This is a genomic window from Paraburkholderia hayleyella (genome assembly GCF_009455685.1).
Lineage (GTDB): Bacteria > Pseudomonadota > Gammaproteobacteria > Burkholderiales > Burkholderiaceae > Paraburkholderia > Paraburkholderia hayleyella.
This window is the reverse complement of sequence record NZ_QPES01000001.1, coordinates 2,552,322-2,578,100: the sequence shown is the minus strand read 5'-3', so window position 1 is coordinate 2,578,100 and position 25,779 is coordinate 2,552,322. Positions and strand designations below refer to the sequence as shown.

Below are 25,779 nucleotides of genomic sequence, written 5' to 3'. Positions count from 1 at the left end.
CCAGGAACCGGATGTTTTCTCGGGCGGCGTTGCCAGCCGCCGTCAGGCTGTTTCTTCGTCGTTTTGCGTTTTTTCTGCCTGGCTTATGACAGACCGTTTGACAGACCGTTTGACAGACCGTTTTGCCCATCCTCCTTTCAGCACTGTTTTGCCGCATCCACATGGTGGTTCTGTGCTTGCCGCTGAGCGTGCGCTGACCGATGCGCGCTACGCGCTTGCGCGGCAGCAAGACCCGGGTGTTGCGCTAGCCCGGGCGGCGGAGGTTTTGCGTGAGGCAGGCTGGCTAGCCGGTCACCGCTTTGCCAGCGTGTTGTTACAGGCTTCGCGGTTGATACAGGCGCAAGGAGCGCAAGAGGCGCCGGAGCGTGGGATGCGTGTCTTGCTGTGCCGGGCGCTCGATGATTTCCGGGCGCTCATCGACCGGCATGATTTGCGTGAAACCGCAAGTTCGCCCACGCTTTTTGCCCACTATGTGCAACTGGGCGCGGCATTGCCGCCTACCCAGGCCGGTTTTGTCCTCGATGATCTCGCGCTGGCAGGCCGCCCCGTGCCCCCGGTCACGCATGGGTTGCAACCGGCGCATCGGCTGGCGCACCTGCGAGCCCGCTACGAGCGCGCCTTGTTGCCGGTTTTGCGTGCGGCTCCGGCTCCGGCGCTGTCGTCGGATACGGATACGGATGCCGCCGCTAGCTTTGATGTGTCTGACGTTGCCGCCAGAGAGGCGGCGTGCGACACGCTTGATGCCTGTCTCGAAGCGTTGCGCGGTTATGGCCCTTACGATTTCTGGCAGCTTGCTGCATCGTGCGCGCAGGTGCTGCGGGCGAGTGCCTGTGCTTCACGTGACGCCGCTCTGCGGCGTTTTTACGCGCGCTGCAATCTGGCGCTAGCCGATTGCGCACGCGCTGACTGGCAGCCGCCACGGGCATGGGTGCGTGGCATGCTGGCACTGATCTGGTGTGAATACGCATGGTTTGGCGCGGCGGCCAGCGAGGATGGCCAGAGCGAACAGGCCGGACAGCATATCGGGCTGTTGCTGGATTACGGGCTGACGGTGCCGGCTTTTCAGGCCCTGGGCGCGGCCACGGCCACGGCCGGGTTATCGGACTTCGGTGGCAGGCTGGATGCCGCGCGCTCGCCGGAGGGCGAGCCGCCGGTGACGCGAACGCTCGGCGTACTCACCGTCACGCTTCGCGCCTATGAAGATTTTCTGCAAACGGCGGATGCTGCCATGGCCGTTTTGGCTGATTACGCGCATCGCGCACGTGATGGGGCGCCTGTCCATCCGAGCGCGGCGTTTCAGGCGAGTGTCGCTGCGGCCCGTCTGGGTGCGGCGGCGGGCGTACTGGGCCTGGGCCATATCGCGCTGCTGGCGGATGCGCTGGGCCTCGCATGGCGGATGCAAGCCCATGAGGCCGCAGGTGCATTCAGGCGGCGTGGGCGGTTGCCATCAGGCGCGAGCCCAGCGGATGACGTCCGCGTCTTGGGCCTCGCGCTCGAAAAGCTGCATGCGATGCTGCATAAAGTAGCCGCGGGCGTTGCCCCGCCTGAGGGCGGCACCGCCTTCGCCGCGCTGGTGCGCTGGCTGGAGCAGGCGGACTAGAGGGCGCCGCGGTGGCGGGGGCGGGTGGGCGCCCGCTGGCCCCGCGCTCCGGTTACAGACTCGCTAACCCATATCCGGCGCGGCTGTCGCCCATGATAGAGTGCGGGCTAAATGAATTGCTCCTGATTGGCCTGCTGATTGGCCTGCTGATTGGCTTGCTGATTGGCCTGATTACGCAGCTTGCTGTGCTTTGCCATGACACCAGGCCTATTGTTTTGCACTGTCTTTGCTAGAATTCGACCCATGTCTACGAGTCCCGATCGCATCAACCTGACTAACCAGTTCCTGATCGCCATGCCAGGCATGGCCGATCCCACTTTTTCCGGGGCGCTGATTTATCTGTGCGATCACAGCGAGCGCGGCGCGCTCGGGCTTGTCATCAACCGTCCCACCGATATTGATCTGCAAGCGCTCTTCAACCGTATTGATCTCAAGCTCGAAATCGAACCGCTGTTGCATGTGCCCGTGTACTTTGGCGGCCCGGTGCAAACCGAGCGCGGCTTCGTGCTGCATGATTCGGCCGAAGGCCATACGTATACCTCGTCGATGCAAGTGCCTGGCGGCCTCGAAATGACCACTTCGAAAGATGTGCTGGAAGCCGTCGCCAGCGGCACGGGCCCTGCGCGTTTCCTGCTCACGCTCGGACATGCCGGTTGGGGCGCGGGCCAGCTTGAGGACGAAATTTCGAAAAACGGCTGGCTGACGGTCGAAGCCGATCCCAAGATCGTCTTCGACGTGCCTGCTGATGAGCGCCTCGAGGCTGCGCTGGGGCTGCTTGGCGTGTCGCTGCCGATGCTCTCCGGCGAAGCGGGCCACGCATGATCCATGCGGGTGGACGCGAGGCCACGCTGCTTGCGTTCGACTATGGCGAAAAACGTATCGGTGTGGCGCTCGGCAATACGCTGACCCGCCGTGCCCGCCCTCTTGCCGTCTTGCACAATCGCAGCCGCGAATATCGTTTCGAAGCGGTAGGCAAGCTCATCGACGAATGGAAACCCAATGCGCTCGTGGTCGGGTTGCCGCTGCATCCCGATGGCGCGCCGCATGCCATGACGCAACTGGCGCGGCGCTTTGGCAATCAGCTCAATGGCCGTTTCAGCCTGCCGGTGATATGGATCGACGAACGCTACTCGTCGGTCGAGGCGCAAGCCGGCATCCGCGCGGGCATTGGCCGGGCGGACATGCTCGACGCCGAGGCCGCCAGCATTATTCTTCAGCAATATCTGGACAAACTTTCCGACGATCATGAATTCCATTGACGCCGAAGCGCTTTATCGCGTTCTGCTTGAGCAGATTCGCGCCGCGCTGGCCCACTCCTCTGGCGAAGTGGCGCTTGTAGGGATTTACAGCGGCGGGGCATGGCTCGCCGAACGCCTCGCGCATGACCTGAAACGCCCTGCATTTGGCGTGGTCAACGTGGCCTTGCATCGTGACGATTACGCGCAAAAAGGCCTGCATGCCCAGGCGAGCCCAACGGCGCTGCCGTTCGCCATCGAGAACTGCCACATCATTCTGGTGGACGACGTGCTGTCTACCGGCCGTACCGTGCGCGCCGCGCTCAACGAGCTATACGACTACGGCAGGCCCGCCTCGGTTGAGCTGGCCGTGCTGGCCGATCGTGGCGGGCGCGAGCTGCCCGTGGCGGCGCGTTTTGTCGGCGGTGTGGTGACGGTGCCGGAGGGCCAGACGCTGGTTCTCGCCCGCGATAGCAGCCAGCATTTCTCGTTTCGCACTGAAGCCAGCACTGACACTGACATGGGCTCAGCCAGCACGGCTAGCGTCTGAGGCTTGAATCCTGTTGTTTCCGGGGTGCCAGACGCACCACGATGAACCGCCACGTTTGAACCAGGTACACCATGAACATTGATACCCCAGGCCCATCGGGCAGCGCTACGCCAGTGGAGCGTTTTCGCTACGGCTTCCTGAAGGGGCATCCGCAACTCACGAAAAACGGCGAGTTGAAGCATCTGCTGTCGATCGAGGGCTTGCCGCGCGCCATCGTGAACCACATTCTCGATACGGCCGAACAGTTTGTCAGCGTGACCGACCGCGAGGTGAAGAAGGTGCCGCTGTTGCGCGGCAAATCGGTCTTCAATCTCTTTTTCGAAAATTCCACACGAACCCGCACAACCTTCGAGATCGCCGCCAAGCGGCTCTCGGCGGATGTGATCAATCTGAATATCAATGCATCGTCGGCCAGTAAGGGGGAATCCCTGCTCGACACGATCAACAATCTTTCCGCGATGCATGCCGACCTGTTTGTTGTGCGGCATGCCTCAAGTGGCGCTCCTTATCTGATCGCGGAACATTGCGCGCCGCATGTGCATGTGATCAACGCGGGCGACGGCCGCCATGCACACCCCACCCAGGGGTTGCTCGACATGTACACGATCCGTCATTACAAGCGTGATTTCACCCGTCTGCGAGTGGCGATCGTCGGCGACATCCTGCATTCGCGTGTCGCGCGTTCGGATATCCATGCGCTCACCACGCTTGGCGTGCCCGAGGTGCGAGCCATCGGGCCGCGCACCCTGCTGCCGGGCGGCATCGAGCAGATGGGCGTGCGTGTCTTTCATAATCTCGATGAAGGGCTGCGTGATGTTGACGTGATTATCATGTTGCGCCTGCAAAACGAGCGCATGAGTGGCGCATTGCTGCCCTCGGCGCAGGAGTATTTCAAGACCTGGGGGCTGACGCCGGAGCGGCTTGCACTGGCCAAACCCGATGCCATCGTGATGCATCCGGGGCCCATGAACCGCGGCGTCGAAATTGATTCGCACGTTGCGGATGGCCCGCAATCGGTGATCCTGAACCAGGTGACCTTCGGTATCGCGGTGCGGATGGCGGTGATGGGGATCGTCGCCGGCGCTAACGATTAATACACGTTGAATGAACGATTGATTGATTCATCACCGTGTTGCACCGCGGCGCACGCATTGCAACACGCATACGCCGGTCGCGGAACATGCACGCGAAGGGCCAACGCAGAAATGCAGAAATGCAGAAATAAAGGCAGCGTATGAAGATTCATATCCAGGGTGGCACGCTGATCGACCCAGTCGCGGGAATCGAGCAACAGCAGGACGTGTTTATTGCCGCAGGCAAAATCATCGCGCTGGGCGCAGCCCCCGCTGATTTCCATGCCACGAAAACGCTCGATGCCCGTGGTTTGTCCATAGCTCCTGGCCTCGTCGATTTGTCGGCGCGGCTGCGCGAACCTGGCTCTGAGCACAAGGCAACGCTCGAGTCGGAGATGGCCGCGGCGCTCGCGGGGGGCGTGACGAGTCTCGTGTGTCCGCCCGATACCGATCCGGTGCTTGACGAGCCCGGTCTGGTCGAGATGCTCAAGTTTCGTGCGCGCAACCTGAACCAGGCGCATGTTTATCCGCTGGGCGCGCTGACGGTGGGCCTTAAAGGGCAAACCATCACTGAGATGGTCGAATTGACCGAAGCGGGCTGCATCGGGTTTTCCCAGGCGGATGTGCCGGTGTTCGACACGCAGGTACTGCTGCGTGCGCTGCAATATGCCAGCACTTACGGCTACACCGTCTGGCTGCGTCCGCAAGATGCCTGGCTGGCGCGTGGCGGGGTGGCCGCGAGCGGGGCGCTGGCATCGCGCATGGGGCTTTCGGGTGTGCCGGTTGCGGCGGAAACCATCGCCTTGCATACCCTTTTCGAGCTGGTGCGAGTGACCGGCGCCCGCGTGCATCTGGCGCATGTGTCGTCCGCGGCAGGCGTTGCGCTGATGCGCGAGGCGAAAGCCGAAGGCTTGCCGGTGAGCTGTGACGTGACGGTGAATCACATTCATCTGATCGACCTCGATATAGGTTATTTCGACGCGCAATACCGGCTGGATCCGCCCTTGCGCGGGCAGCGCGACCGCGAAGCGATCCGCGCGGGGCTGCTTGACGGCACGATCGACGCGATCTGCTCCGATCACACTCCGGTCGATGACGATGAAAAACTGCTGCCCTTCGATGAGGCAACGCCGGGTGCGACGGGGCTTGAGCTGTTTTTGTCGCTGACGGTGAAGTGGGCCAATGAAGCGGGGATTCCGCTGGCGCAGGCGCTGAACCGGGTGAGCGCGGCGGCAGCGGATGTGCTGAAGCTTCCTGCCGGGCGCATCGCGTGCGGCGCGTCCGCCGATTTGTGCCTGTTCGACCGCGATGCCCACTGGCGCGTCGAGCCGCGCATGTTGAAAAGCCAGGGACGCAATACGCCATTTCTGGGCTACGAACTGCCCGCCCGGGTGCGCGCGACGATCGTCGCAGGCCACATCGCGTTCGAGCAGCGCTAAGGCATTGCCTCATTTTTTTGCCTCACCTCATTCCATGAAACCATGAAACTCGCATGGCGCAAGGCGCGGCTGATGCTCCACCTGGCCAAGGGCTACTGGCTGGTGACAGTGCGTTTTCCGCGAGCTAGCGCGGCAAGGCAGGACGCGCTGAATCAGGCCTGGTCGCGCGATGTATTGCGACTATGCGGCATCCGTCTCGTGGTGCATCACGACGCTGCCCGCATCGATCAGGGCGTGCTGATGGTCAGCAATCACGTGTCGTGGATGGATATCTCCGTCATCAACGCATGGCGTCCGACACCGTTTGTCTCGAAAGCCGAGGTCCGTCACTGGCCGCTCGTCGGCTGGTTGGCGCAGCGGGTGGGTACGGTGTTTATCCAGCGTGAAAACCGCAGGGACGCCCGGCGCATCATGCATGAACTGGCGGAGCGGCTGACGGCAGGCGAGCGCATGTGTTTGTTTCCCGAAGGCACCACATCTTCTGGGACGGCGCTCCTGCCGTTTCACGCCAATCTGTTGCAGGCTGCTGTTTCAGCCGCCTGTCCGGTGCAGCCGGTGTGCCTGATGTATGAGGATGCCGCTGGCCGGCAATCGGCCGCACCGGCGTATATCGGCGAGATGTCGCTGGCGGCTTCTCTTGATGCGATCTTGCGTCAGGGGCCGCTGACCGCCCATCTGCATATTGGTCAGCCACTCGATGCGGGCACGAACCGGCGGCAATTGGCACAGCGCGCGCAGGCGGCGGTGGGCAGCGCCTTGTGCGCCTTGCAGCAACGCAAGCAGAACAATGCGTTGCCGGCCATGGACGAGCCGGTTCATGTCCCCGCCGCCGCGCTTTCTCCTGCGCTATTGGCGAGGTACGAGACGCAGGACTAACTGCGGAGTCGGCTCATAGAGCCCCGGTTACGGCGCTTAGGCGCTGGACGGGCCGCAGCCCGGGCAATTGACCTGGGTGAGTTGCCGCTCCGCAGGCCGGGATGCCAGCCGCACGGCAGAGAGCCGATTGCCCCAGACACAGCCTGAATCCAGCCCAACCAGGTTGTCGCGCAAGGTCAGCCCAAGCGCGGCCCAGTGCCCGAATACCACCGTCGTGCTGGCTGTTTTGCGGTGAGGCACGTCAAACCATGGAACACAGCCTGGCGGCGTGGCATCAAGCCCACCGCTCGTGGTGAAATCGAGTACCCCCTCGGCCGTGCAAAAACGCATCCGCGTAAGGGCGGTGCACGTCAGGCGCAGCCGCTCGATTCCTTTCAGATGCGGGTTCCACTGATTGGGTGTATTGCCGTACAAGCCCGCCAGGGTTTCTTTCCAGTCCGGCGCGCGCAACGCGCGCTCAAGCTCATCGGCCAGTTCCAGCGTGAGCGAGACATCCCACTGCGGCAGCACACCCGCATGTACCAGCAACATGTCATGAGCGAAATGGGCGATGGGCCGGTGCCGGACCCAGTGCAGCAGATCGGCGGCATCGGGCGCATTGAGAATGTCGTCAAGCGTGTCGCCTTTTCGTGCGCGCCGAATGCCCGCCGCAACCGAAAGCAAATGCAAATCATGATTGCCGAGAATCGCCACCGCCCGTTCACCCAAGGCCATCAGGTCGCGCAGCATGACGAGCGATTGCGGTCCGCGATTGACGATATCGCCTGAGAACCATAACGGCGTGTCGCTGGAAGGCGCGGCTTTGGCAAGGAGTTGCTGAAACGAAGCCCGGCAACCGTGCAGATCGCCGAATGCGAGCGGCGTGGAGGAGGGCGGGAGAGGAAGGTTCATAGGCGCTGGAGGAAGGTGGACTGTGCAGGGGGCCAATCTGGTTGGACCCTCCGAAGGGGGATATTGTGACACTCGGAGGATCGGGGTGATCCGTGATAGACGCCATGACTGTGGTGAGCCATGCGTGGGTGGTATAGCGCGACGACTAAAAAAAGAACAGATATGTAACGCTGGCCTATATGGCCACTTCGACAACCGGCGGAAAACGAGTCCACCTGGCCCGAATCGACGAGCGATTTATAACCTGAAACCTTTGCGCTGACGATCCCCCGGCTCGGGTGCCATACGTACGCTACGTACGCTACGGGCGTTGAGCGATATAGGCGGAATGTCACGCCCGAATATTGAGCTGATCCAAGGTAACCGGACATGATCCTCCTTGCCCAGCAAAACGACACGATTGATTCACTGTGCTGGCAGTACTACGGCCGCATGGATGGTTCAGAGGGCTGTCTCGAAGCGAAGGCGGGAGCGCCACCCATGATGTTTTTTTGCCGGCCGGCATCCTGCTTGTCCAGCTTCTGGCCTGATCCGGCGCAAATCGAAACTACGACGCGCTATTACAACTTTCGATTAATAAAAGGAGAGCCGTCAAATGGCTGAACCCAATACGACTGCACTGATCATCTCCAAACTGACTGTTGGCATGGCCCGCCTGGCACCTGGCGTGGACGGCAACGCCTTGATTGGCGCGTTCGCAGGAGCGGCGCTCGTTGTTGTTACGTCGAAAGATCTCGGCATTTTCACCCGTGTTGTGCACATGCTGATTTCCTTCGTCATGGGATATGTCGCGGCTGGGGAAATCGTGAACCAGACTCCAATCGGATCGACGGGTGTTGCCGCGTTTTTTGCGGCTGCGCTGGTGATTGCTGTCACGTTGCAGCTGCTCGAGCGCGTGAAAACACTCGATCTGTTATCGATGTTCAAAAAGAGAGGTTAAACATGTCAATCGTGTTTTCGCTTATCGCCGTGGTGGCCTACCTTATCGTCATCGTTCGCGTGGTGACGTACCGCAAGCACGGGGCGCGATACCGTCCGCATGTGTCATGGATTGCATGGATCCTGGTCGCCGTGATGGGCGGAGCGGTGATCGACGCGGTGATTCATGCCCAGTCAGTCGGCCTGTTTGAGGCAGGCTGCGCTGTGTTACTGGCGTTTTTCGTTTCGCGGGTGCGAGGCAATATCGCCTGCCTGCTGGAGAACAGGTGAATCATGAAAATACATCGACGTGGCGATTGCGGTGATGACGTGGGCCTGTTGCAGCATCGGTTGATTCGTGCGGGCCAGCCGGTGACGGTGAATTACCTCTATGACGATGAGACGGAATTAGCGGTTGCCGCGCTTCAACGTTGTGCCGGGCTTGTCGTCGACGGCATAGCCGGACCCAAAACCTATGCCACGCTAGCGAACGGGCAGCGTGATCGCAAGCATCTGCGCGACGCCGATCTGATTGAGGCGGCAGATGCGCTGGGTGTGCCGGTTGCCTGCATCCGGGCGGTGAATGAAGTCGAATCGCGCGGTAGCGGTTTCTTGCCCGATGGGCGGCCCGTCATTCTTTTTGAGCGTCACAAGTTCTGGCAGCGGCTCGAAAACCATGGCATCGACCCTGCGCCGCTTGCCGTGCAACTGCCCAATATCGTTTCGCAGAAGGTCGGGGGCTACCAGGGGGGGGCCGCCGAATACACGCGTCTCACCCGCGCCGAGCGGATCGACCCCGTTGCGGCATGGGAATCGTCGAGCTGGGGCGCATTTCAGATAATGGGCCACCACTGGCAGCGCCTCGGTTACGCCAGCGCCGATGACTTCGTCGCCCACATGGAGAGCAATGAGAGCGCCCAGCTCGATGCCTTCGTGCGCTTCATCGCGGCGGATTCCTCCCTGCTAGCGGCCCTGAAAAGCCGCAAGTGGATTCAGTTTGCCAAGCTTTATAACGGCCCGAACTACGCGAGAAACCTGTACGACGCGAAGCTGGCGCAGGCGTATCTGAAATACGTCGCCCCACACTACCCACGTGTGGATGCGGCGGCGGCATGAGTCTGCCGGCCAGGGCGATCAGGGCGATTAAGGCGATCAGCTTGCCGTTCGCGGAGCCGGGTTATAGGTTCTAAGCGAGAGGTTCTAAGCGAGACAATCTCCGATCAAGAAAAATCTTAATTATTTGAAAATAACTTAAGTTAAATCCACGAATAATCCCAGTTCCAGTTAATAAATAAAGAGTATTTCGATTGGAAGTGACTAAACGGGGTTCGGATTGTGATAGTTTTATCCGGCTTTTTGGAAGGCAGGCCGACAATCGGCCTGATGAGATTGGGCATTAATGGAACGTGTTTTTAAAAATTAACCTGTCACATTGAAGTGGCTGACTTGCTGGCCTGATTTTTCCACCCTCTTGCTGCCGGGTGCTTCAATCAGTGACAACAAATGAGGTTCATCGCTTATGAATAAAATTATTGCTTGCATGGTCCTTGCATTATCAAGCGCAGCTTCTGCACAAGAGACGGTAATTAATGGCATGGACTTTGGCCCGCTAGCTAAACTGGCTGGAACCTGGAAAGTAGTGGATTCTGGCGGCGTGGATTTGGCGCCAGGACAAACGGGTTCGAACGTTGGCAAAGGGGGTTCCGCAGTCGAGCCCTATGATGAAGTATGGACTTTTGAGCCAGCCGCGGATGCAACCAATGCAAGTGACCAGTATCTGGTTGCGATGTATTTCAAACAGGAGGCATTTAGAAAAAAAGACAAGAAAAAATTTCATGACCAGAGAGGTTATTTAATCTACGACAAAAAAAATCAAATGGTTTATGACTCTTTTTGTATCCCAAGGGCTGTTTGTATTGTGGCGGAAGGTAAGGCGGGGGATAAAATGGTTTTGCAATCCGGACCTCAAGGGGTAGCTGAATCCAGATATATGTCGAAAAATGCTAAAACCAAGGATTTTTCAATTAGTTTTGATATTTCTGATAAAACTGTGAAATATACGCAAAAAACCAGGTTGCGGATATATGGGAAATCATTCGATCATATCGATACAAGCACGCTGGTTAAAACTAAATAATAAGGTTTTGATTCAGTCTGTTTAGCTGGCTGAACCGTCCCGGGAATCGTGGAGGCTGGCTGGTTTAAGTTGATGCGGGTTCAGCGGCAGCTGTTTCAAGTTGCCGATAGAAATTTGCCTCAGCTTCGGCGGGCGGGATATAGCCGAGGGGTTCCATCAATCGATAATGATTGAACCAGGCCACCCACTCCAGCGTTGCCAGTTCAACGGATTCCTTTCAAGCGTGGAGCCTCCGCAAAATCCGGGGCGGTTCAATGCGGATTGAATGCGCTTGGGCGCTCATGTGTCCCGGGGAATTTTCCGAAAATGCGATATCTGGTCGGGGTTCACGTGTGGTTTCACCATTCTCAAGCCCAACTGCATCGGAATGCCGGGGTGAAGCGAGCAAATTACGAGACGATGAAGTGCGTGAAAATAGCATCAAATGATGCTATAACTAGTGCCTATATTTCTGGAGAGTCCCATGCGAACAACCATTGCGCTTGATGACGATTTGATCGCCAAAGCTCAAGCTTATACAGGTGTTGAGGAAAAAACGGCACTCGTGCGCGAAGCGCTAAAGGCCTTGATCCAGCGTGAAGCCGCGAAACGACTCGCTAATCTTGGCGGTAGCCAACCCGGCATCAAGGGCGCGCCGCGGCGCCGGCAGGACGTCGAATGATTCTTGTCGACACGTCGGTCTGGATTGACCATATCAACGCTTCTGATCCTGTGCTGAGTACCTTGCTTGTCGAGGAGCGTGTGCTGGCTCATCCTTACGTGATAGGTGAGATTTCGCTCGGTAGTCTGCGCGAGCGTGACCTCGTGCTTGGCGCGTTGCTCGATCTTCCACGTGCGCCAGTTGCAACACCGGAGGAGACGTTTTATCTGATCGAGCGCGAAGGTTTGTTCAATCGTGGAATTGGATACGTCGACACGTCGCTGTTGGCGTCCGCGCGACTACAACCGGGCATCACCATCTGGACGCGTGACAAGCGATTGAAGAAAGTTGCCGACGAACTCAGTCTTGGCGCGATGCTCGCGCATTAGGTAACGGAAAGCCCGTGGGGGCGAGATGAGATGGATGAACGCGCCGGTGTGGCGACGACACGTCTTGGGCGCAGGATGGGACGATGTCGAGCCGGACGCGTTAGTTTGGGTTTCCATTGTTGCACTCGACATGGCATGGCGTGATAGCGACGAGTATATTGGCGAAGCGGGCCGAGGCTCGAAGCATGGCGATCGCTACGTGAGGTTTGGACGGTGGTTAGAGGCCGCAACTTTTGTAGATGTGCCTATCTTCACAGACGGTCGTCACCGTTCGCCTGGATGCGCGATCACGGATTGCGTTCGCTACCGATAGAAGTGCCGCTGGACTTCAGCTTTTGTGGGAAATGTTGCAGATTGAGTTGGGAAGCCTTGCTTGTGGACCTTTGCAGTCCAGTTCCCTTTGCAGTTTAGTTCCCATTTGGGCGCTGCTGGAATGTTGCCATGCTGCTTTATGCTGCTTCTCTATTCGGGACCACTGTCTCCGTATTGTCTCGGAGAGTGGTGGGTGGTACAGGGATTGAACCTGTGACCCCTGCCGTGTGAAGGCAGTGCTCTACCGCTGAGCTAACCACCCGAATAGCTTTCCATTATGTCAGTGTAATCGCGCCCCGTAAAGCATTTTCTATCTATTGGGTACTCAATCAGGTGCCCCAGCGAGGCGTCCAGGTGGCTTCGTCACTTCGGCCCTCACTTAAGCCCCCGGCATTAAGCCCCCGCATTAAGCCCCGGCACGCCAGACACTGCTAGCCTTGAGCGCCTGATCCAGCCCATCCAGCACGGCTTCGTGGGCTTTCTGCTCTTCATCGCTGGCAGCCAGTACCAGCAAATCAAGCGCTTCAAGCGCTATCCCAGGCAACGGCAGGGCCATCTCGTGATTCGCGGGGGTCTCGTCGCCTAGCTCAATGACCAGGTTTTCCTGGCCTCGCGTCATGGCTAGATAAACATCTGCGAGCAGTTCGGAGTCGAGCAGCGCGCCGTGCAGCGTGCGATGCGCATTGCTGATGCCGAAGCGGTCACACAGCGCATCCAGTGAGTTCCGCTTTCCGGGAAACATGCTCTTGGCTTGAGCGAGCGTGTCGATGATGCCGTCGCAATGCTGTTCGAACGGCGGTAATCCCAGCCGGGCGAACTCGGCATTGAGAAAGCCGATATCAAATGGCGCGTTGTGAATGATCAGTTCCGCGCCCTGGACGAAATCGCGCAAGGGTTCGGCAATCTCAGCGAACTTCGGCTTGTCGCTTAAAAACTCTGTGGTCAAGCCATGAACGGCGAGCGCCCCGGGGTCGCTGTCACGTTCTGGATTGACATAAAAATGCAAATTCTTGCCTGTCAGGCGGCGATTCAGAAGCTCGACGCAGCCGATTTCGATAATGCGGTCGCCCGTGCGCGGATTCAGGCCGGTGGTTTCGGTATCGAGAATAAGTTGACGCATGTCGGATGACTTTGCTCTAAGGCGAATGAAAAACGTATGAAAAAAACAGGAAAGCCAGGCGCGCAAACGCCGCGTGACTCAATGACTCAATGACTCAATGACTCAATGACTCAATGACTCAATGACTCAATGACTTAAACCTGTGCCAAAAGCGCCGCGACGCCCTGATTGGCTAGCGCATCGGCGCGTTCGTTTTCTGGATGACCCGCGTGGCCTTTGACCCAGCGCCATTCGATGTCGTGTTGTTGCACGATCGCATCGAGCCGCTTCCATAGATCGGCATTTTTCACCGGGGTTTTGGCTGCCGTCATCCAGTTTTTCTTTTTCCAGCCGTGAATCCATTCGCTAATGCCTTTTTGCACATACTGCGAATCGGTATGAACGATGGCTTTGCACGGGCGCTTCAAAGCCTCCAGTGCGGCGATGACGGCCATCAGCTCCATGCGGTTATTGGTGGTGTTGGGTTCGCCGCCAAACAGCTCTTTTTCCTGAGTGCCAAAGCGAAGCAGTGCGCCCCAGCCGCCGGGCCCAGGATTGCCCTTGCAGGCGCCGTCAGTGAAGATGTCGATGAAATCTGGCGTCATGGTGTGTGGTCGCGTGCATTACGTGTGTGGGGTGTGGCGGCCGGCGTGAGTCCGGGGGGCAAAACAGTTTTTTTGACTTTCACTGGCCCGACCAGATGCATGCCGCGCACACGCTTGACAGCCTTGATCATGTACGCCGCACCAAAGATGGGCCACCAGCGGTCGCCCGCGGCTTCCATGAAAGCGTAGCGCGAGAGCCATTTGTCGCTGGCAAGCGGTGGACGGTAACAGCCGAAGCGTCCGCGTTCAAGGTCAAAACCCAATAATTTGATCCAGTCTTTGATGCGGGTGAAGGCGATCAGATCGTGCGTGGCGGGGACAAACGGGCAACCGGTCATTTTGCCAACCGATTGCCGTGCGCCCCACAGCGAAAGCGAATTAAATCCGAGAATCACCAGTTGCCCCTCGGGCATCAGGACGCGTTCGGCCTCGCGCAGCAGCCGGTGCGGGTCGCTGGTGAACTCAAGCGTGTGAGGCATCACGATCAGGTCGACGCTTTGCGCTTCGAACGGCAAATCGAGCAGGTCGCACCAGAGGGTGCTCCGGTCTGCTGGCGCATGCTGCTGGGCAAGGGTTTTAATCCGGGTGGCCGGAGGCACGGTGTACGGCGCGCTGGCGCCGCTGGCCGTGTCGAGCACCAGACCCCGGCACGGCATCCGGTTTTCGCGCAGCGCATCGAGTTGCGGCAAGCCAAGCTGGAGCGCGTGGTAGCCGAAAATATCCGAAACCACATGATCGAGTTGTGCCTGCTCCCATTGCAGGACATAGCGTCCTGGCGGGGAATGGGTCCAGGCAGGCCAGTCTATAATCGGTCGGTTAGACATATTGAAGAATGCGTCGCCTATGAATGCGCTTGAGTACGTACCCGTCCCGGCTTTCGAGGACAACTACATCTGGCTGGTGTCGGACGGAACGCATGCGGTGGCTGTCGATCCGGGGGATGCTGCTCCGGTGCGTGCCTGTCTGGCGCAACGGGGCTGGCGGCTGGGTGCTATTTTACTCACGCACCACCATCGGGATCACGTCGGTGGAGTGGCCGATCTGCTGAATGACCATGTGGTTCCTGTGTATGGGCCAGCCCGCGAGGCGATCAGGCATCTGACCTACCCCGTGGGTGCGGCTGACCGGATAAGTCTTGAGCAACCTGCGCTCGATCTGGCTGTACTCGATGTGCCAGGCCATACCTTGGGGCATATCGCATACTTTCAGGCGGCAGATAATAACGGTCCGCCGCATCTTTTTTGTGGCGACACGCTTTTTTCCTGCGGCTGTGGCCGGCTTTTCGAAGGTACGCCCGCGCAAATGCTGGCTTCGCTCGATGCGCTCGCCGCGTTGCCTGACGCTACCCTGGTTCATTGCGCCCACGAATATACGTTATCCAATATTCGCTTCGCCCTTGCGTGCGAGCCTGGCAATGCCGCGCTTCAGGCTTGGCGTACCGAAGCCGAAGCGTTGCGCGAGCGCGGCTTGCCCACTTTGCCTACGACATTGGCTCATGAACGGAAGGTCAACCCTTTTTTGCGAACCGGTAGCGCCGAAATTCAAGAGACGCTCGCACAACAGTTTCATGAAACGGTGCCGGATCGGCTAGCCGTATTCACATTGATGCGCGAATGGAAAAACCGTTTTCGTTAATCTTGCGTAGCATCCCGGAAAGCTCATCCTGAAAATTTGAATGCTTCTCCAAGCCCAAGATTTGTTTGGGTTTTTTGTTATTTTTTATTGACTCGGGCGAGGCACTTTCGTACTATCGGCTGCAAATTCCAGTCCCTTCGGAAGTGCACACATTCATGCGATTTATTTTTAGTGCGTTACTGGTTCTGACGCTTGCTGCCTGCGCCAGCACGGAACCCGTAGCCAAGCGTTCTCCCGCCGCCTCAACCGTCTTCAATCCAGCCAGCAAGCAAGCCGTCGCCGACGCGCTTCGCAAAACAGCCAGCGCTAACGAAACCATCGATATTGATCAAGGCTCCGTCACTCAGCTGACGAGTGGCGATAGCGATCTTTGGGGCCGGATTCGACGCGGTTTCCAGATGCCTGATCTGCGAAGCGATCTGGTTGATATGCAGGTGACCTGGTACGCCCAGCGTCCCGAGTATGTGCAGCGTATGACGGAGCGTTCGCAAAAATACCTGTACCACATCGTCGAAGAGCTCGAGGCGCGGCATATGCCCACCGAGCTCGCGCTGCTGCCCTTTATCGAATCCGCCTATAACCCCCAGGCGTTATCGGTGGCCAAAGCGGCAGGCATGTGGCAGTTCATTCCTGGCACGGGCCGCTCGTACAAGCTCAAACAGAACATGTGGCAAGACGAGCGCCGTGACGTGCTCGCGTCGACCAGCGCTGCGCTGGATTATCTGTCGCGCCTGCATGACATGTTTGGCGACTGGTACCTTGCGCTGGCGGCCTACAACTGGGGCGAGGGCAATGTGCAACGCGCGATCGCGCGCAATGAGGCGGCCGGCTTGCCGACCGATTATCAAAGCTTGCGCATGCCTAACGAGACCCGTCATTACGTGCCCAAACTGCAGGCGGTCAAGGATATCGTGGCCAATCCGCAGACGTATGGTCTGACCTTGCCGCCGATTCCAAACCATCCGTATTTCGTGACCGTCACGACATCGCGCGATATCGATGTCGACACGGCTGCGAAGCTGGCGAACATGACCAGCGACGAGTTCCGCTCGCTGAATCCGTCGTTCAGAAAACCCGTGATTCTCGGCGCGACCCAGCCGCAAATCCTGCTGCCATTCGACAATGCCAGCGCGTTCGAGCGCAATCTAAGGACGTACACGGGCTCGCTTTCGTCGTGGACGACTTACACGGTAACCGAGCGTGCCGGTCCAGCAGTCATTGCACAAAAAATCGGCGTGGATGCTTCAACGTTGATGGCCGTCAACAAGATTCCCGCTGGAATGCGTCTGAAACCCGGTTCCACCATTGTTGTGCCGCGTGGCGACGATGATGAGGATATCAGCGCCGATGTCGCGGAAAGCGGCATGCTGGCCATGGAGCCCGATGTGCCGGACACACGCAAGATGTTGATTCGCGTGCGGCGCAAGCAAACGATGGCTGCGCTGGCAGTGCGCTATGGCGTGTCGGTGGCGCAACTCAGATCCTGGAATAAATCGCATGGCACTGTGGTGGCGCCGGGGCAGGTTGTGGTGTTGCATGTGCCGGTTGGCCGGGCGTTGCCGAGCGAGCCGGGGCCGCAGCGGATTGCGACGAATGTGCGGGGCGGCCGGGTTGAGAAGATCAGTACCCATGTGCGTGCAGCAAAGGGCGCACAGGGAGCGCACGGCAAAAAAGCGAGTGCTTCATCGGGTACCGCCAGGGGGGCGAAAACCGCTTCTCCGGCGAGCAAAGGCAAGCCCGTGGCGAAAGCAGCCAGCAAGACGTCGAAGGTTGCAAGCCGCTAATCAGTCATCGCTCACGCGTGAAAATGCGGACAAGCGCTCAGTTACAACAAGAGCGAGAGCGGGCCCTATCGGGTGGTGAGGCGTATGTGAGCCGAGCCTGATGTCAGCTCGGCTCATGCCTTGTCAGCAGGTGCCGTCATCTTTGCGATGACGGCATTTTTGTTTGCGGCAGGTTTATGACAGGTTTTTGATGCATTTCGCGCTTGAGGCCTGGTCAAGGCCGCTTTGTCCTGTCGCGCTGGTTTTTTGATCGTTTGTGTTTGCTCGTTTCAGGTCCAATCAGAAAGGCTCGATTTTTCCTCACTATGTCGTCAACACAAACTCGTGTTTTCTTCCTGTTTTCTCTCGGCTATTTTGTTTCCTACGTTTTTCGGGGCATCAATTTAGGTTTTGCGCCGTTTATTACGCATGATCTAGGGCTATCCGCTGTCGATCTGGGTTTGCTCACCAGTCTTTATTTTCTGGGCTTTGCCAGTGCGCAAATTCCGGCAGGTGTTTTTCTGGACCATTACGGTTCGCGCCGGGTGACCGCTGCCACGCTGCTTTTTGCCGCAGTAGGCGTTTGGGTGTTCGGCACGGCGCATAGCCTCGGCGTGATGATGGTCGGGCGGCTTTTGACGGGGGTTGGCGTCTCGGTATGCCTGGGCGCGGCTTTCAAGGCGCTGGCGCAGTATTTTCCCGTTGGACGTTTGCCCTTGATGAATGGCCTGGTGATGGCGGTGGGCGGGCTGGGCGGTGTGGTAGTGGGTTCGCCGCTCACCTGGATGCTGGGTTTCACCGGCTGGCGCACTATCTGTATGGCGCTAGGCGTGTTGACGGTTCTCGTGGCCGTATCCATTTGGGCGTGCGTGCCCGATACGCGCGAAACCCACCGCCAGGCGAGCCTTGCGGGTCAGTTCAAGGGGACGCTGCACATTCTGAAAAGCGCCGCGTTCTGGAAGATCGCATCGTTTTCGGTGGTGACCCAGGGCGTGTTCTACGCCATGCAATCGTTGTGGGTGGGCGCGTGGTTGCGCGATGTCGCCGGGCTGGCATCGGCAGAGGCGGCGGCACTGGTTTCCGTGCTGGGCGTGGCGATGATGGCGGGCTGCGTGGGTTTCGGCGCGGCGGCGCGTAGCCTTGAGCGGCGGGGCGTGTCGCTTTACGCCTTTTGCGGTGGGGGCATGGTGCTTTTCGTGATGGCCCAGTTGCTGATCATGTTGGGCGCGCCACTACCTGCCAGCCTGCTCTGGGGCGCGTATGGGATTTTTGGCGGAACCGGTATCTTGAGCTACGCGATCCTGGCCCGGCATTTCCCGGCGCATTTGATCGGCCGGGCGAATACCACTTTCACGCTAGTGATCTTTTTGCTGATTTTTGGTTTTCAGCTTGGCGTGGGCGCTGTGCTGTCGCTTTGGCCGATGACCGCAGGGCATTATCCAAGTGCCGCGCACCTGAGCGCGTGGAGCATTTTGCTGGTGCTGCAGGTGTTGAGTGCGATCTGGTATTTCCTGCCCAGCCGCACGCTGGCCAGGCCATTGGCCTGAAATCAAGGGCTAAAGCGCCTTGGCGATGCGGTGAGCGCGAATATTCCACGAGTCTCACCGCACCGTGGATGGCCATCCTGAATTTGAAAGAAAGGGTATTTTGGCGCTATAATCCGAAAGTTTGAGCTTATCAACCCGAACCCTAGCGCCTACCTTTTTCATCCCGTTCATCCGCCGCGCGTCATCCAGGTTACCTATCTCATTCACAGCGAGCCAATTCCGCGAGCTACACACGACCAACGGCACAATCCGCCATGACAGGCAAAAATTCATCGGCCTCAAGCTTTAAAGCGGAAGCCTTGCTGGATTTCCCTGCGGGTTTTGTGCCCGAACTGTGCGAATGATAGGGTTTGCCTTCCACGCGCCGGGCGAGTCTGCGCGCGCATCGTTTGATGCGTTTCGACGCGGCTTTGCTGGCCGGATAAACAGGTTGGCAACAGGGTGTTCCCCCAAGGAGTTCCCCCCGTGTTGCCGTCCCTTCCCCCCGCTTTACTCGCGCTTGCCGACGGCACGGTCTTTCGTGGTTATTCGATCGGCGCTGCTGGTCATACCGTCGGCGAAGTCGTTTTCAATACGGCAATGACTGGCTATCAGGAAATCCTGACCGACCCCAGCTATGCCCGCCAGATCGTTACCCTGACGTATCCGCATATCGGTAATGTGGGCGTCAACGACGAAGACGTCGAAGCCTCGAAAGTTCATGCTGCTGGCCTGATCATCCGCGACCTGCCGGTTCAGATGTCGAATTTCCGCGCGCAGCGTTCGCTTTCCGACTATCTCACCGCAGAAGGCGTGGTTGCCATCGCGGGTATCGACACCCGCAAGCTGACGCGCCTGCTGCGCGACAAGGGCGCCCAGAATGGCGCGATTGTCGCGGGTCTGGACGACGAAGCCCGGGCCATTGAGCTGGCACGCGCGTTTCCTGGGCTAGCCGGCATGGATCTGGCCAAAGTGGTGTCCACCCCGTCTTCTTTCGCCTGGACCCAGGCCGAATGGCGTCTGGGCCAGGGCTATGGCGTGCAGGAAGCGCCGAAGTATCGCGTGGTGGCCTTCGATTTCGGCGTCAAGTACAACATTTTGCGCATGCTTGCCGAGCGCGGCTGTCACGTCACCGTGCTGCCCGCTGAAGCCTCTGCGGCTGATGCGCTCGCGCTCAGGCCCGATGGCATTTTCCTCTCGAATGGCCCGGGCGATCCGGAGCCTTGCGAGTATGCGATCGCCGCCACGAAAACCTTGATCGAGCAGGGCATTCCGACCTTCGGCATTTGCCTTGGACACCAGATCATGGGCCTCGCGCTGGGCGCCAAAACCGTGAAGATGAAAACCGGACATCACGGCGCCAATCATCCGGTGAAAGATCTCGAAGACGGTCGCGTTGTCATTACGTCGCAAAACCATGGTTTTGCGGTCGATGCGGCTACCTTGCCCGCCAATGCCCGTGTGACACACGTTTCGTTATTCGATGGCTCGCTGCAGGGTTTTGCGCTGACGGACCGTCCGGCGTTTTGCTTTCAGGGCCACCCGGAAGCATCACCGGGGCCGCATGACATCGCCTACCTGTTCGACCGCTTCACGGCGTTGATGGATGCCGCACAGGGTAGCCGAAGCACCGCGGCATAAGCGCGGCACGCAGCCTGGCGGCAGATGCGACTGGCCGCAAACATGCAGAAAGTAGAAAGCGCGCGCAATGGCAACCCCGACGCGCGCCAACCGAAAGAATTGAGCAATACATTAGCGAGAGCGTTATGCCGAAGCGGACAGACATCAAGAGCATTCTTATCATCGGCGCGGGTCCGATCATCATCGGGCAGGCGTGCGAGTTCGATTATTCGGGCGCGCAGGCGTGCAAGGCGCTGCGTGAGGAAGGCTTCAAGGTCATTCTCGTCAACAGCAATCCGGCGACGATCATGACGGACCCGAACACGGCCGATGTCACCTACATCGAGCCGATCACCTGGGAAGTGGTTGAGCGGATCATTGCCCGTGAGCGCCCGGATGCCATTTTGCCGACGATGGGCGGACAGACCGCGCTGAACTGCGCGCTTGATTTGCATCAGCACGGCGTGCTGGCCAAGTACAAGGTCGAGCTGATTGGAGCCTCGCCCGAAGCGATCGACAAGGCCGAAGACCGGCAGAAATTCAAGGATGCCATGACGAAGATTGGCCTCGGTTCGGCCAAATCGGGCGTTGCGCATTCGATGGAAGAAGCCCTCAAGGTGCAAGCTGAGATTGCCGCGGCCACGGGTAGCGGGGGTTATCCGGTGGTGATCAGGCCATCGTTCACACTGGGCGGCTCGGGCGGCGGGATTGCCTATAACCGCGACGAATTTGAAGAAATCTGCAAGCGCGGGCTAGACCTGTCGCCGACGCGTGAACTGTTGATCGAAGAATCGTTGCTGGGCTGGAAAGAGTACGAGATGGAAGTGGTCCGCGACAAAAAGGACAACTGCATCATCGTGTGTTCGATTGAGAACCTCGACCCGATGGGGATTCACACGGGCGATTCGATCACCGTCGCTCCCGCTCAGACCTTGACCGACAAGGAATATCAAATCCTGCGCAATGCTTCGCTGGCCGTGCTGCGCGAGATCGGCGTGGATACCGGGGGCTCGAATGTCCAGTTCTCGATCAATCCCAAAGATGGCCGGATGGTCGTGATCGAAATGAACCCGCGTGTGTCGCGCTCGTCCGCGCTGGCCTCCAAGGCGACGGGGTTTCCGATTGCCAAGATTGCCGCGAAGCTGGCCGTGGGCTACACGCTCGACGAGCTGAAAAACGAAATCACCGGGGGCCAAACCCCCGCCTCGTTCGAGCCGACGATTGACTACGTCGTGACGAAAATCCCCCGTTTTGCGTTCGAGAAATTCCGCGCCGCCGATTCGCGTCTGACGACACAGATGAAATCGGTGGGCGAAGTGATGGCGATTGGCCGCACGTTCCAGGAGTCGTTCCAGAAAGCGTTACGCGGGCTGGAAGTCGGCGTCGATGGGCTTGATGAGAAAACCGTCAGCCGCGATGAAATCATCCGCGAGATCGGCGAAGCGGGCCCTGACCGGATCTGGTACGTCGGCGATGCATTCCGGATCGGCATGACGCAGCAGGATATCTTCGAAGAGACCTCGATCGACCCGTGGTTCCTCGCGCAAATCGAGCAGATCATCCTGAAGGAAAAGGCGCTGGCGGGCCGCACGCTTGCCAGTTTGTCCAAAGCCGAACTTTATTTTCTGAAGCAAAGCGGTTTTTCCGACCGGCGTCTGGCGAAGCTGCTGGACGCGAGCCCGGCGCAAGTGCGCCAGCGTCGCATCGAGCTCGACGTGCGCCCGGTGTACAAGCGCGTCGATACCTGTGCGGCCGAGTTCGCCACGAAAACCGCCTACATGTATTCGACCTACGAGGAAGAATGCGAAGCCCATCCCACCAGCAACAAAAAGATCATGGTGCTGGGCGGCGGGCCGAACCGCATTGGCCAGGGGATCGAGTTCGATTACTGCTGCGTGCACGCGGCGCTGGCGATGCGCGAAGACGGCTATGAAACGATCATGGTCAACTGCAACCCTGAAACCGTTTCGACTGATTACGACACGTCCGATCGCCTGTATTTCGAATCGTTGACACTCGAAGACGTGCTTGAAATCGTCGACAAGGAAAAGCCTGTGGGCGTGATCGTCCAGTATGGCGGCCAGACGCCGCTGAAACTGGCGCTGGATCTGGAAGCCAATGGCGTGCCGATCATCGGCACCTCGCCGGACATGATCGATGCCGCCGAGGACCGCGAGCGCTTCCAGAAACTGCTGCACGATCTGGGTCTGCGCCAGCCGCCAAACCGCACCGCTCGCGCTGAAGACGAGGCGTTGCGGCTGGCCGATGAGATTGGGTATCCGCTGGTGGTGCGTCCATCCTATGTGCTGGGCGGTCGCGCGATGGAAATCGTGCATGAGCCACGCGATCTCGAGCGCTATATGCGCGAGGCGGTCAAGGTTTCGCACGATTCACCGGTGCTGCTCGACCGTTTCCTGAACGATGCGATTGAATGCGATGTGGACTGTATTTCCGACGGTGAAGCGGTCTTTATCGGCGGTGTCATGGAACACATTGAACAGGCCGGCGTTCACTCGGGCGATTCGGCCTGTTCGCTGCCGCCGTATTCGCTGTCGGCCCCCACCATTGCCGAGCTCAAGCGGCAGACGGCGGCGATGGCTCGCGCGCTGAACGTCGTTGGGCTGATGAACGTGCAGTTCGCCATTCAGCAGGTGCCACAGGAGGGCGGGGGCGCGCAGGACGTGATTTACGTGCTCGAAGTCAATCCCCGGGCATCGCGCACGGTGCCTTATGTCTCGAAGGCGACCAGTTTGCCGCTAGCGAAGATCGCCGCACGGGCGATGGTGGGCCAGACGCTGGCCGCCCAGGGGGTAACGAAAGAAATTGACCCGCCGTATTTCAGCGTGAAGGAAGCGGTGTTTCCGTTCGTCAAGTTCCCGAGCGTTGATCCTGTGCTGGGGCCTGAGATGCGCTCGACGGGTGAGGTGATGGGGGTGGGGCAGACCTTCGGTGAAGCGCTCTTCAAGTCGCAACTGGCCGCCGGTTCGCGTTTGCCTGAATCGGGCACGGTGTTGCTGACGGTGATGGATGCGGACAAGGCCAAAGCGGTCGAAGTCGCACGCATGCTGCACGAGCTGGGTTATCCGATTGTCGCCACCAAGGGGACCGCCGCGGCAATTGATGCAGCGGGCGTGCCTGTGAAGGTGGTGAACAAGGTCAAGGACGGCCGTCCGCATATTGTCGACATGATCAAGAATGGCGAGATTGCGCTGGTGTTCACGACGGTCGATGAAACGCGTGCGGCCATTGCCGATTCGCGTTCGATCCGGATGAGTGCCCAGGCCAACAAGGTCACGTATTACACGACGATGTCAGGCGCGCGGGCGGCGGTTGAAGGCCTGCGTTATCTGAAGGACCTCGAAGTCTATGATTTACAAGGGCTCCACGCTCGCCTAAACTGAGGCTTCAAATTTTTGCCAACGATGTACGTGCCGCGGTTAAGCGGTGTTCTGTCAGGCACCGGCCCTTTTAGCCGGTTTCTTGCGGAATGCGCTTAACCGCGGTGATTTTTTATGGCCATTTTTGCCACAAGAACTGTTATGAGCACTATTCCATTGACGAAGCGCGGCGCAGAGAAATTGCGCGAAGAGTTGCAGCGCATGAAATCGGTTGAACGCCCGGCCGTGATTAATGCCATTGCTGAGGCGCGGGCACAGGGCGATTTATCGGAAAACGCCGAATACGATGCGGCCAAGGAAAAGCAGAGCTTTATCGAGGGCCGGATTGCGGAAATCGAATCGATGCTGGCTGGCGCGCAAGTGATTGATCCCGCGCTGGTGGATGCGGATGGCCGCGTGGTGTTTGGCGCGACGATTGCGCTGGAGGATCTTGATTCGGGGGTCTCGGTGACTTATCAGATCGTCGGTGACGATGAGGCCGACCTCGAACATGGTCTGATTTCGATTAGCTCGCCTATTGCGCGGGCCCTGATCGGCAAGTCCGAAGGCGATGTGGCCTCGGTGCAGGCGCCAGGCGGGGTGCGCGAATACGAAATCATCTCGGTGCGTTACGTGTGAGGTGCTTGATGAAGCGCGGTACAAAGTGTTGTCCGATGATGTCCGGTGCGCCGCAGCGCATTTTCTGCCTGCTAACGGTGGTTTGGGTCGGCAGCCTGCTCACATTGGGTTATGCGGTGGCGCCAGTGCTGTTTACGTCGCTCGACCGGATGACGGCGGGCATGATGGCGGCGCAGTTGTTCCGCCTCGAAGCTTTCACGGGTGTGGTTTGTGGCGTGTTGCTGCTTGGGCTGGCCAACATGCTGGTCCGCCGTGGCTGGCAGGGCTATCGCAAGCTGCGCTGGCTGGTCGCCGGAATGCTGCTGTGCGTGCTGGTGGGATACTTCGGGCTGCAACCGTTTATGAACGCGTTGCGGCTTGCCGCGCTGAGCGAGGGCACTGACGTGGGTCATTCCGCTTATGCCAGCCGTTTTGGCATGCTTCATGGCGTGTCGAGCGTCTTTTATCTGCTTGAAAGCCTGCTGGGGCTCGCACTGGTATGGATGCTGCCGGTGGGACCACGTTCCCTACCTGATGATGCAGCCATGGCGGAGGAGAATGCCGGTTAACCCGTCGCGCCACGGTATGTAACGGGTAATGGGTAACCGGTAACCGGCAATTGCATCAGTTGTGCATCATGGCCGCTTGTGCCTGGCGCTGGTCCAGGCGCCGATCGAGCCGCCCTGGCGGGAGCCGCGACCCTTACTTTGATGATTGATGCTGGCGTTTGGCGCTTACCTGGCGTTTTTTCGCCCGTTTGATGTTGCCACCCGCGGTGACGCGTTCATTGCCCCGAACCAGCACTTTTTTGGCGCGAGGTTTATGCATGGGGTTTTCGGTAGGTTTGACGACTTTCACTACGCGTGGCGCACGCCCTTTGCTGTCGGTCTTGGTGTCCTGCGCAGCTTCGCGCGCACTGGGAAGCGCGCCGCGTTTGACCTTGACGGGAGCCGTTGGCGCTGCCTCGGGTTTCCAGATCACCAGCAGCTTGCCAATGTGCTGAATGGGCGCGGCGTTCAACTGGTCGCAGATTTGCTCATAGATGGCGACGCGCGCTTCACGTTCGTCGCCAAACACGCGGATCTTGATCAGTTGATGGACATTAAGGTGCACGCGGATTTCCGCCAGTACGGCGTCAGTCAGACCTTCGGCGCCGATTAGCACAACCGGTTTGAGCGCATGTGCCTGGGAGCGCAATTCGGCGCGCTGGTCGGAAGATACTTTAAGAACTGGCATGGAAAGTGAAAGGCTCGACTAAAATGGCGGCACCCGGTGTCCGGCTAAAATCATGGCCAGACAGGGAAAGCGCGTTAAGAACGACAGAAGGATCGCGGTTGCAGGCCTGTTACGGTTCAAAAGAACAGAACACGGCGTAACACATACGGTACGCATGTAGATGCTTGTAGATGCTATTTCAGCAAGACATCTGCAAGGTATCAAGGCAGGCCAGCCGCCGCGCGATATAAACGCGTATTA

At 59.0% G+C, this 25,779-nt stretch carries 26 protein-coding genes, 1 tRNA gene and 1 pseudogene; 21 read left to right on the top strand and 7 right to left on the bottom strand.

The annotated features are described in order from the left end of the window. Nucleotides 1–97 precede the first annotated feature (97 nt). The 7 genes from GH657_RS11435 (at nt 98) to GH657_RS11405 (ending at nt 6,773) form a co-directional block, all read left to right on the top strand. The gene (locus GH657_RS11435) at nt 98–1,600 is read left to right on the top strand and encodes a hypothetical protein (RefSeq protein ID WP_246174062.1); all 1,503 of its coding nucleotides are present in this window, start codon (nt 98–100) and stop codon (nt 1,598–1,600) included. Nucleotides 1,601–1,843: 243 nt separating this feature from the next. Next, nucleotides 1,844–2,422: a YqgE/AlgH family protein gene (locus GH657_RS11430; protein ID WP_153100870.1), complete on the top strand. Its 579-nt coding sequence runs from the start codon at nt 1,844–1,846 to the stop codon at nt 2,420–2,422. Continuing rightward, nucleotides 2,419–2,859, top strand: a complete 441-nt coding sequence (gene ruvX / locus GH657_RS11425; protein ID WP_153100869.1) for a Holliday junction resolvase RuvX — start codon at nt 2,419–2,421, stop codon at nt 2,857–2,859. The genes GH657_RS11430 and ruvX overlap by 4 nt, the downstream gene beginning before the upstream one ends. Next, nucleotides 2,846–3,385, top strand: coding sequence for a bifunctional pyr operon transcriptional regulator/uracil phosphoribosyltransferase PyrR (gene pyrR, locus GH657_RS11420; RefSeq protein ID WP_153100868.1), 540 nt, complete (start codon nt 2,846–2,848; stop codon nt 3,383–3,385). Before ruvX ends, pyrR begins: the two co-directional genes overlap by 14 nt. Before the next feature lie 71 nt (nt 3,386–3,456). Continuing rightward, nucleotides 3,457–4,479: an aspartate carbamoyltransferase catalytic subunit gene (locus GH657_RS11415; RefSeq protein WP_153100867.1), complete on the top strand. Its 1,023-nt coding sequence runs from the start codon at nt 3,457–3,459 to the stop codon at nt 4,477–4,479. A gap of 140 nt (nt 4,480–4,619) precedes the next feature. Then, nucleotides 4,620–5,897: a dihydroorotase gene (locus GH657_RS11410; RefSeq protein ID WP_153100866.1), complete on the top strand. Its 1,278-nt coding sequence runs from the start codon at nt 4,620–4,622 to the stop codon at nt 5,895–5,897. 42 nt (nt 5,898–5,939) lie between these two features. Beyond that, nucleotides 5,940–6,773 (top strand): lysophospholipid acyltransferase family protein, encoded by an 834-nt coding sequence (locus tag GH657_RS11405; protein ID WP_153100865.1) that lies wholly within the window; start codon nt 5,940–5,942, stop codon nt 6,771–6,773. A gap of 36 nt (nt 6,774–6,809) precedes the next feature. Here the strand turns inward: GH657_RS11405 and GH657_RS11400 are convergent, their stop codons facing one another. Then, the gene (locus GH657_RS11400) at nt 6,810–7,664 is read right to left on the bottom strand and encodes a symmetrical bis(5'-nucleosyl)-tetraphosphatase (RefSeq protein ID WP_153100864.1); all 855 of its coding nucleotides are present in this window, start codon (nt 7,662–7,664) and stop codon (nt 6,810–6,812) included. Between the two features lie 369 nt (nt 7,665–8,033). Between GH657_RS11400 and GH657_RS11395 the strand changes: the two genes are divergently transcribed. The 5 genes from GH657_RS11395 (at nt 8,034) to GH657_RS11375 (ending at nt 10,719) form a co-directional block, all read left to right on the top strand. Next, nucleotides 8,034–8,267 carry a tail protein X gene (locus GH657_RS11395; protein WP_153100863.1) on the top strand — a complete coding sequence of 78 codons (234 nt, stop codon included), beginning with the start codon at nt 8,034–8,036 and terminating at the stop codon, nt 8,265–8,267. Continuing rightward, a complete protein-coding gene (locus tag GH657_RS11390) occupies nt 8,260–8,604 on the top strand; it encodes a putative holin (protein ID WP_153100862.1) in 345 nt (114 codons plus the stop codon). The genes GH657_RS11395 and GH657_RS11390 overlap by 8 nt, the downstream gene beginning before the upstream one ends. 2 nt (nt 8,605–8,606) lie before the next feature. Next, a complete protein-coding gene (locus tag GH657_RS11385; protein WP_153100861.1) occupies nt 8,607–8,873 on the top strand; it encodes a phage holin family protein in 267 nt (88 codons plus the stop codon). Between the two features lie 3 nt (nt 8,874–8,876). After that, complete coding sequence (locus tag GH657_RS11380) at nt 8,877–9,698, top strand: N-acetylmuramidase domain-containing protein (RefSeq protein ID WP_153100860.1); 822 nt, start codon at nt 8,877–8,879, stop codon at nt 9,696–9,698. 403 nt (nt 9,699–10,101) lie between these two features. Then, complete coding sequence (locus GH657_RS11375; RefSeq protein ID WP_153100859.1) at nt 10,102–10,719, top strand: heme-binding beta-barrel domain-containing protein; 618 nt, start codon at nt 10,102–10,104, stop codon at nt 10,717–10,719. 64 nt (nt 10,720–10,783) lie between these two features. Here GH657_RS11375 and GH657_RS11370 read toward each other — a convergent pair. Further along, a pseudogene (locus tag GH657_RS11370) lies at nt 10,784–10,936 on the bottom strand (IS3 family transposase); the annotation flags it as partial. Nucleotides 10,937–11,182: 246 nt separating this feature from the next. Between GH657_RS11370 and GH657_RS11365 the strand changes: the two are divergent. Together GH657_RS11365 and GH657_RS11360 are read left to right on the top strand one after the other, a co-directional pair. After that, nucleotides 11,183–11,380, top strand: a complete 198-nt coding sequence (locus GH657_RS11365) for a type II toxin-antitoxin system VapB family antitoxin (RefSeq protein WP_046565138.1) — start codon at nt 11,183–11,185, stop codon at nt 11,378–11,380. Then, nucleotides 11,377–11,748 carry a type II toxin-antitoxin system VapC family toxin gene (locus GH657_RS11360; protein WP_153100858.1) on the top strand — a complete coding sequence of 124 codons (372 nt, stop codon included), beginning with the start codon at nt 11,377–11,379 and terminating at the stop codon, nt 11,746–11,748. Before GH657_RS11365 ends, GH657_RS11360 begins: the two co-directional genes overlap by 4 nt. Nucleotides 11,749–12,247: 499 nt before the next feature. On the opposite strand, the gene GH657_RS11355 is transcribed toward GH657_RS11360, so the two are convergent. The 4 genes from GH657_RS11355 to GH657_RS11340 form a co-directional block, all read right to left on the bottom strand. Then, nucleotides 12,248–12,322: transfer RNA gene (locus GH657_RS11355), tRNA-Val, on the bottom strand. Between the two features lie 144 nt (nt 12,323–12,466). After that, nucleotides 12,467–13,180: a DNA polymerase III subunit epsilon gene (dnaQ, locus tag GH657_RS11350; protein ID WP_153100857.1), complete on the bottom strand. Its 714-nt coding sequence runs from the start codon at nt 13,178–13,180 to the stop codon at nt 12,467–12,469. 134 nt (nt 13,181–13,314) lie between these two features. Continuing rightward, the gene (gene rnhA, locus GH657_RS11345) at nt 13,315–13,764 is read right to left on the bottom strand and encodes a ribonuclease HI (protein WP_153100856.1); all 450 of its coding nucleotides are present in this window, start codon (nt 13,762–13,764) and stop codon (nt 13,315–13,317) included. Beyond that, the gene (locus GH657_RS11340) at nt 13,761–14,588 is read right to left on the bottom strand and encodes a class I SAM-dependent methyltransferase (RefSeq protein WP_153100855.1); all 828 of its coding nucleotides are present in this window, start codon (nt 14,586–14,588) and stop codon (nt 13,761–13,763) included. Before GH657_RS11340 ends, rnhA begins: the two co-directional genes overlap by 4 nt. 19 nt (nt 14,589–14,607) lie before the next feature. Between GH657_RS11340 and gloB the strand changes: the two genes are divergently transcribed. From gloB to GH657_RS11305, 7 genes are all read left to right on the top strand, one after another. Continuing rightward, nucleotides 14,608–15,399 carry a hydroxyacylglutathione hydrolase gene (gene gloB / locus GH657_RS11335; protein ID WP_153100854.1) on the top strand — a complete coding sequence of 264 codons (792 nt, stop codon included), beginning with the start codon at nt 14,608–14,610 and terminating at the stop codon, nt 15,397–15,399. 155 nt (nt 15,400–15,554) lie between these two features. Continuing rightward, the gene (locus tag GH657_RS11330; RefSeq protein ID WP_153100853.1) at nt 15,555–17,183 is read left to right on the top strand and encodes a transglycosylase SLT domain-containing protein; all 1,629 of its coding nucleotides are present in this window, start codon (nt 15,555–15,557) and stop codon (nt 17,181–17,183) included. 305 nt (nt 17,184–17,488) lie between these two features. After that, the gene (locus GH657_RS11325) at nt 17,489–18,709 is read left to right on the top strand and encodes an MFS transporter (protein ID WP_153100852.1); all 1,221 of its coding nucleotides are present in this window, start codon (nt 17,489–17,491) and stop codon (nt 18,707–18,709) included. 465 nt (nt 18,710–19,174) lie between these two features. Next, nucleotides 19,175–20,329 carry a glutamine-hydrolyzing carbamoyl-phosphate synthase small subunit gene (carA, locus tag GH657_RS11320; RefSeq protein WP_153100851.1) on the top strand — a complete coding sequence of 385 codons (1,155 nt, stop codon included), beginning with the start codon at nt 19,175–19,177 and terminating at the stop codon, nt 20,327–20,329. Between the two features lie 125 nt (nt 20,330–20,454). Continuing rightward, the gene (gene carB / locus GH657_RS11315; RefSeq protein ID WP_153100850.1) at nt 20,455–23,709 is read left to right on the top strand and encodes a carbamoyl-phosphate synthase large subunit; all 3,255 of its coding nucleotides are present in this window, start codon (nt 20,455–20,457) and stop codon (nt 23,707–23,709) included. A 138-nt stretch (nt 23,710–23,847) separates the two neighbouring features. Continuing rightward, nucleotides 23,848–24,324, top strand: a complete 477-nt coding sequence (gene greA, locus GH657_RS11310; protein ID WP_153100849.1) for a transcription elongation factor GreA — start codon at nt 23,848–23,850, stop codon at nt 24,322–24,324. Nucleotides 24,325–24,332: 8 nt separating this feature from the next. Then, entirely contained in the window at nt 24,333–24,872 is a 540-nt protein-coding gene (locus GH657_RS11305; protein ID WP_246174061.1) for a DUF4149 domain-containing protein, read from the top strand. Nucleotides 24,873–25,005: 133 nt separating this feature from the next. Here GH657_RS11305 and GH657_RS11300 read toward each other — a convergent pair whose 3' ends face one another. After that, nucleotides 25,006–25,539 carry a YhbY family RNA-binding protein gene (locus tag GH657_RS11300; RefSeq protein ID WP_153100848.1) on the bottom strand — a complete coding sequence of 178 codons (534 nt, stop codon included), beginning with the start codon at nt 25,537–25,539 and terminating at the stop codon, nt 25,006–25,008. Between the last annotated feature and the right edge of the window lie 240 nt (nt 25,540–25,779).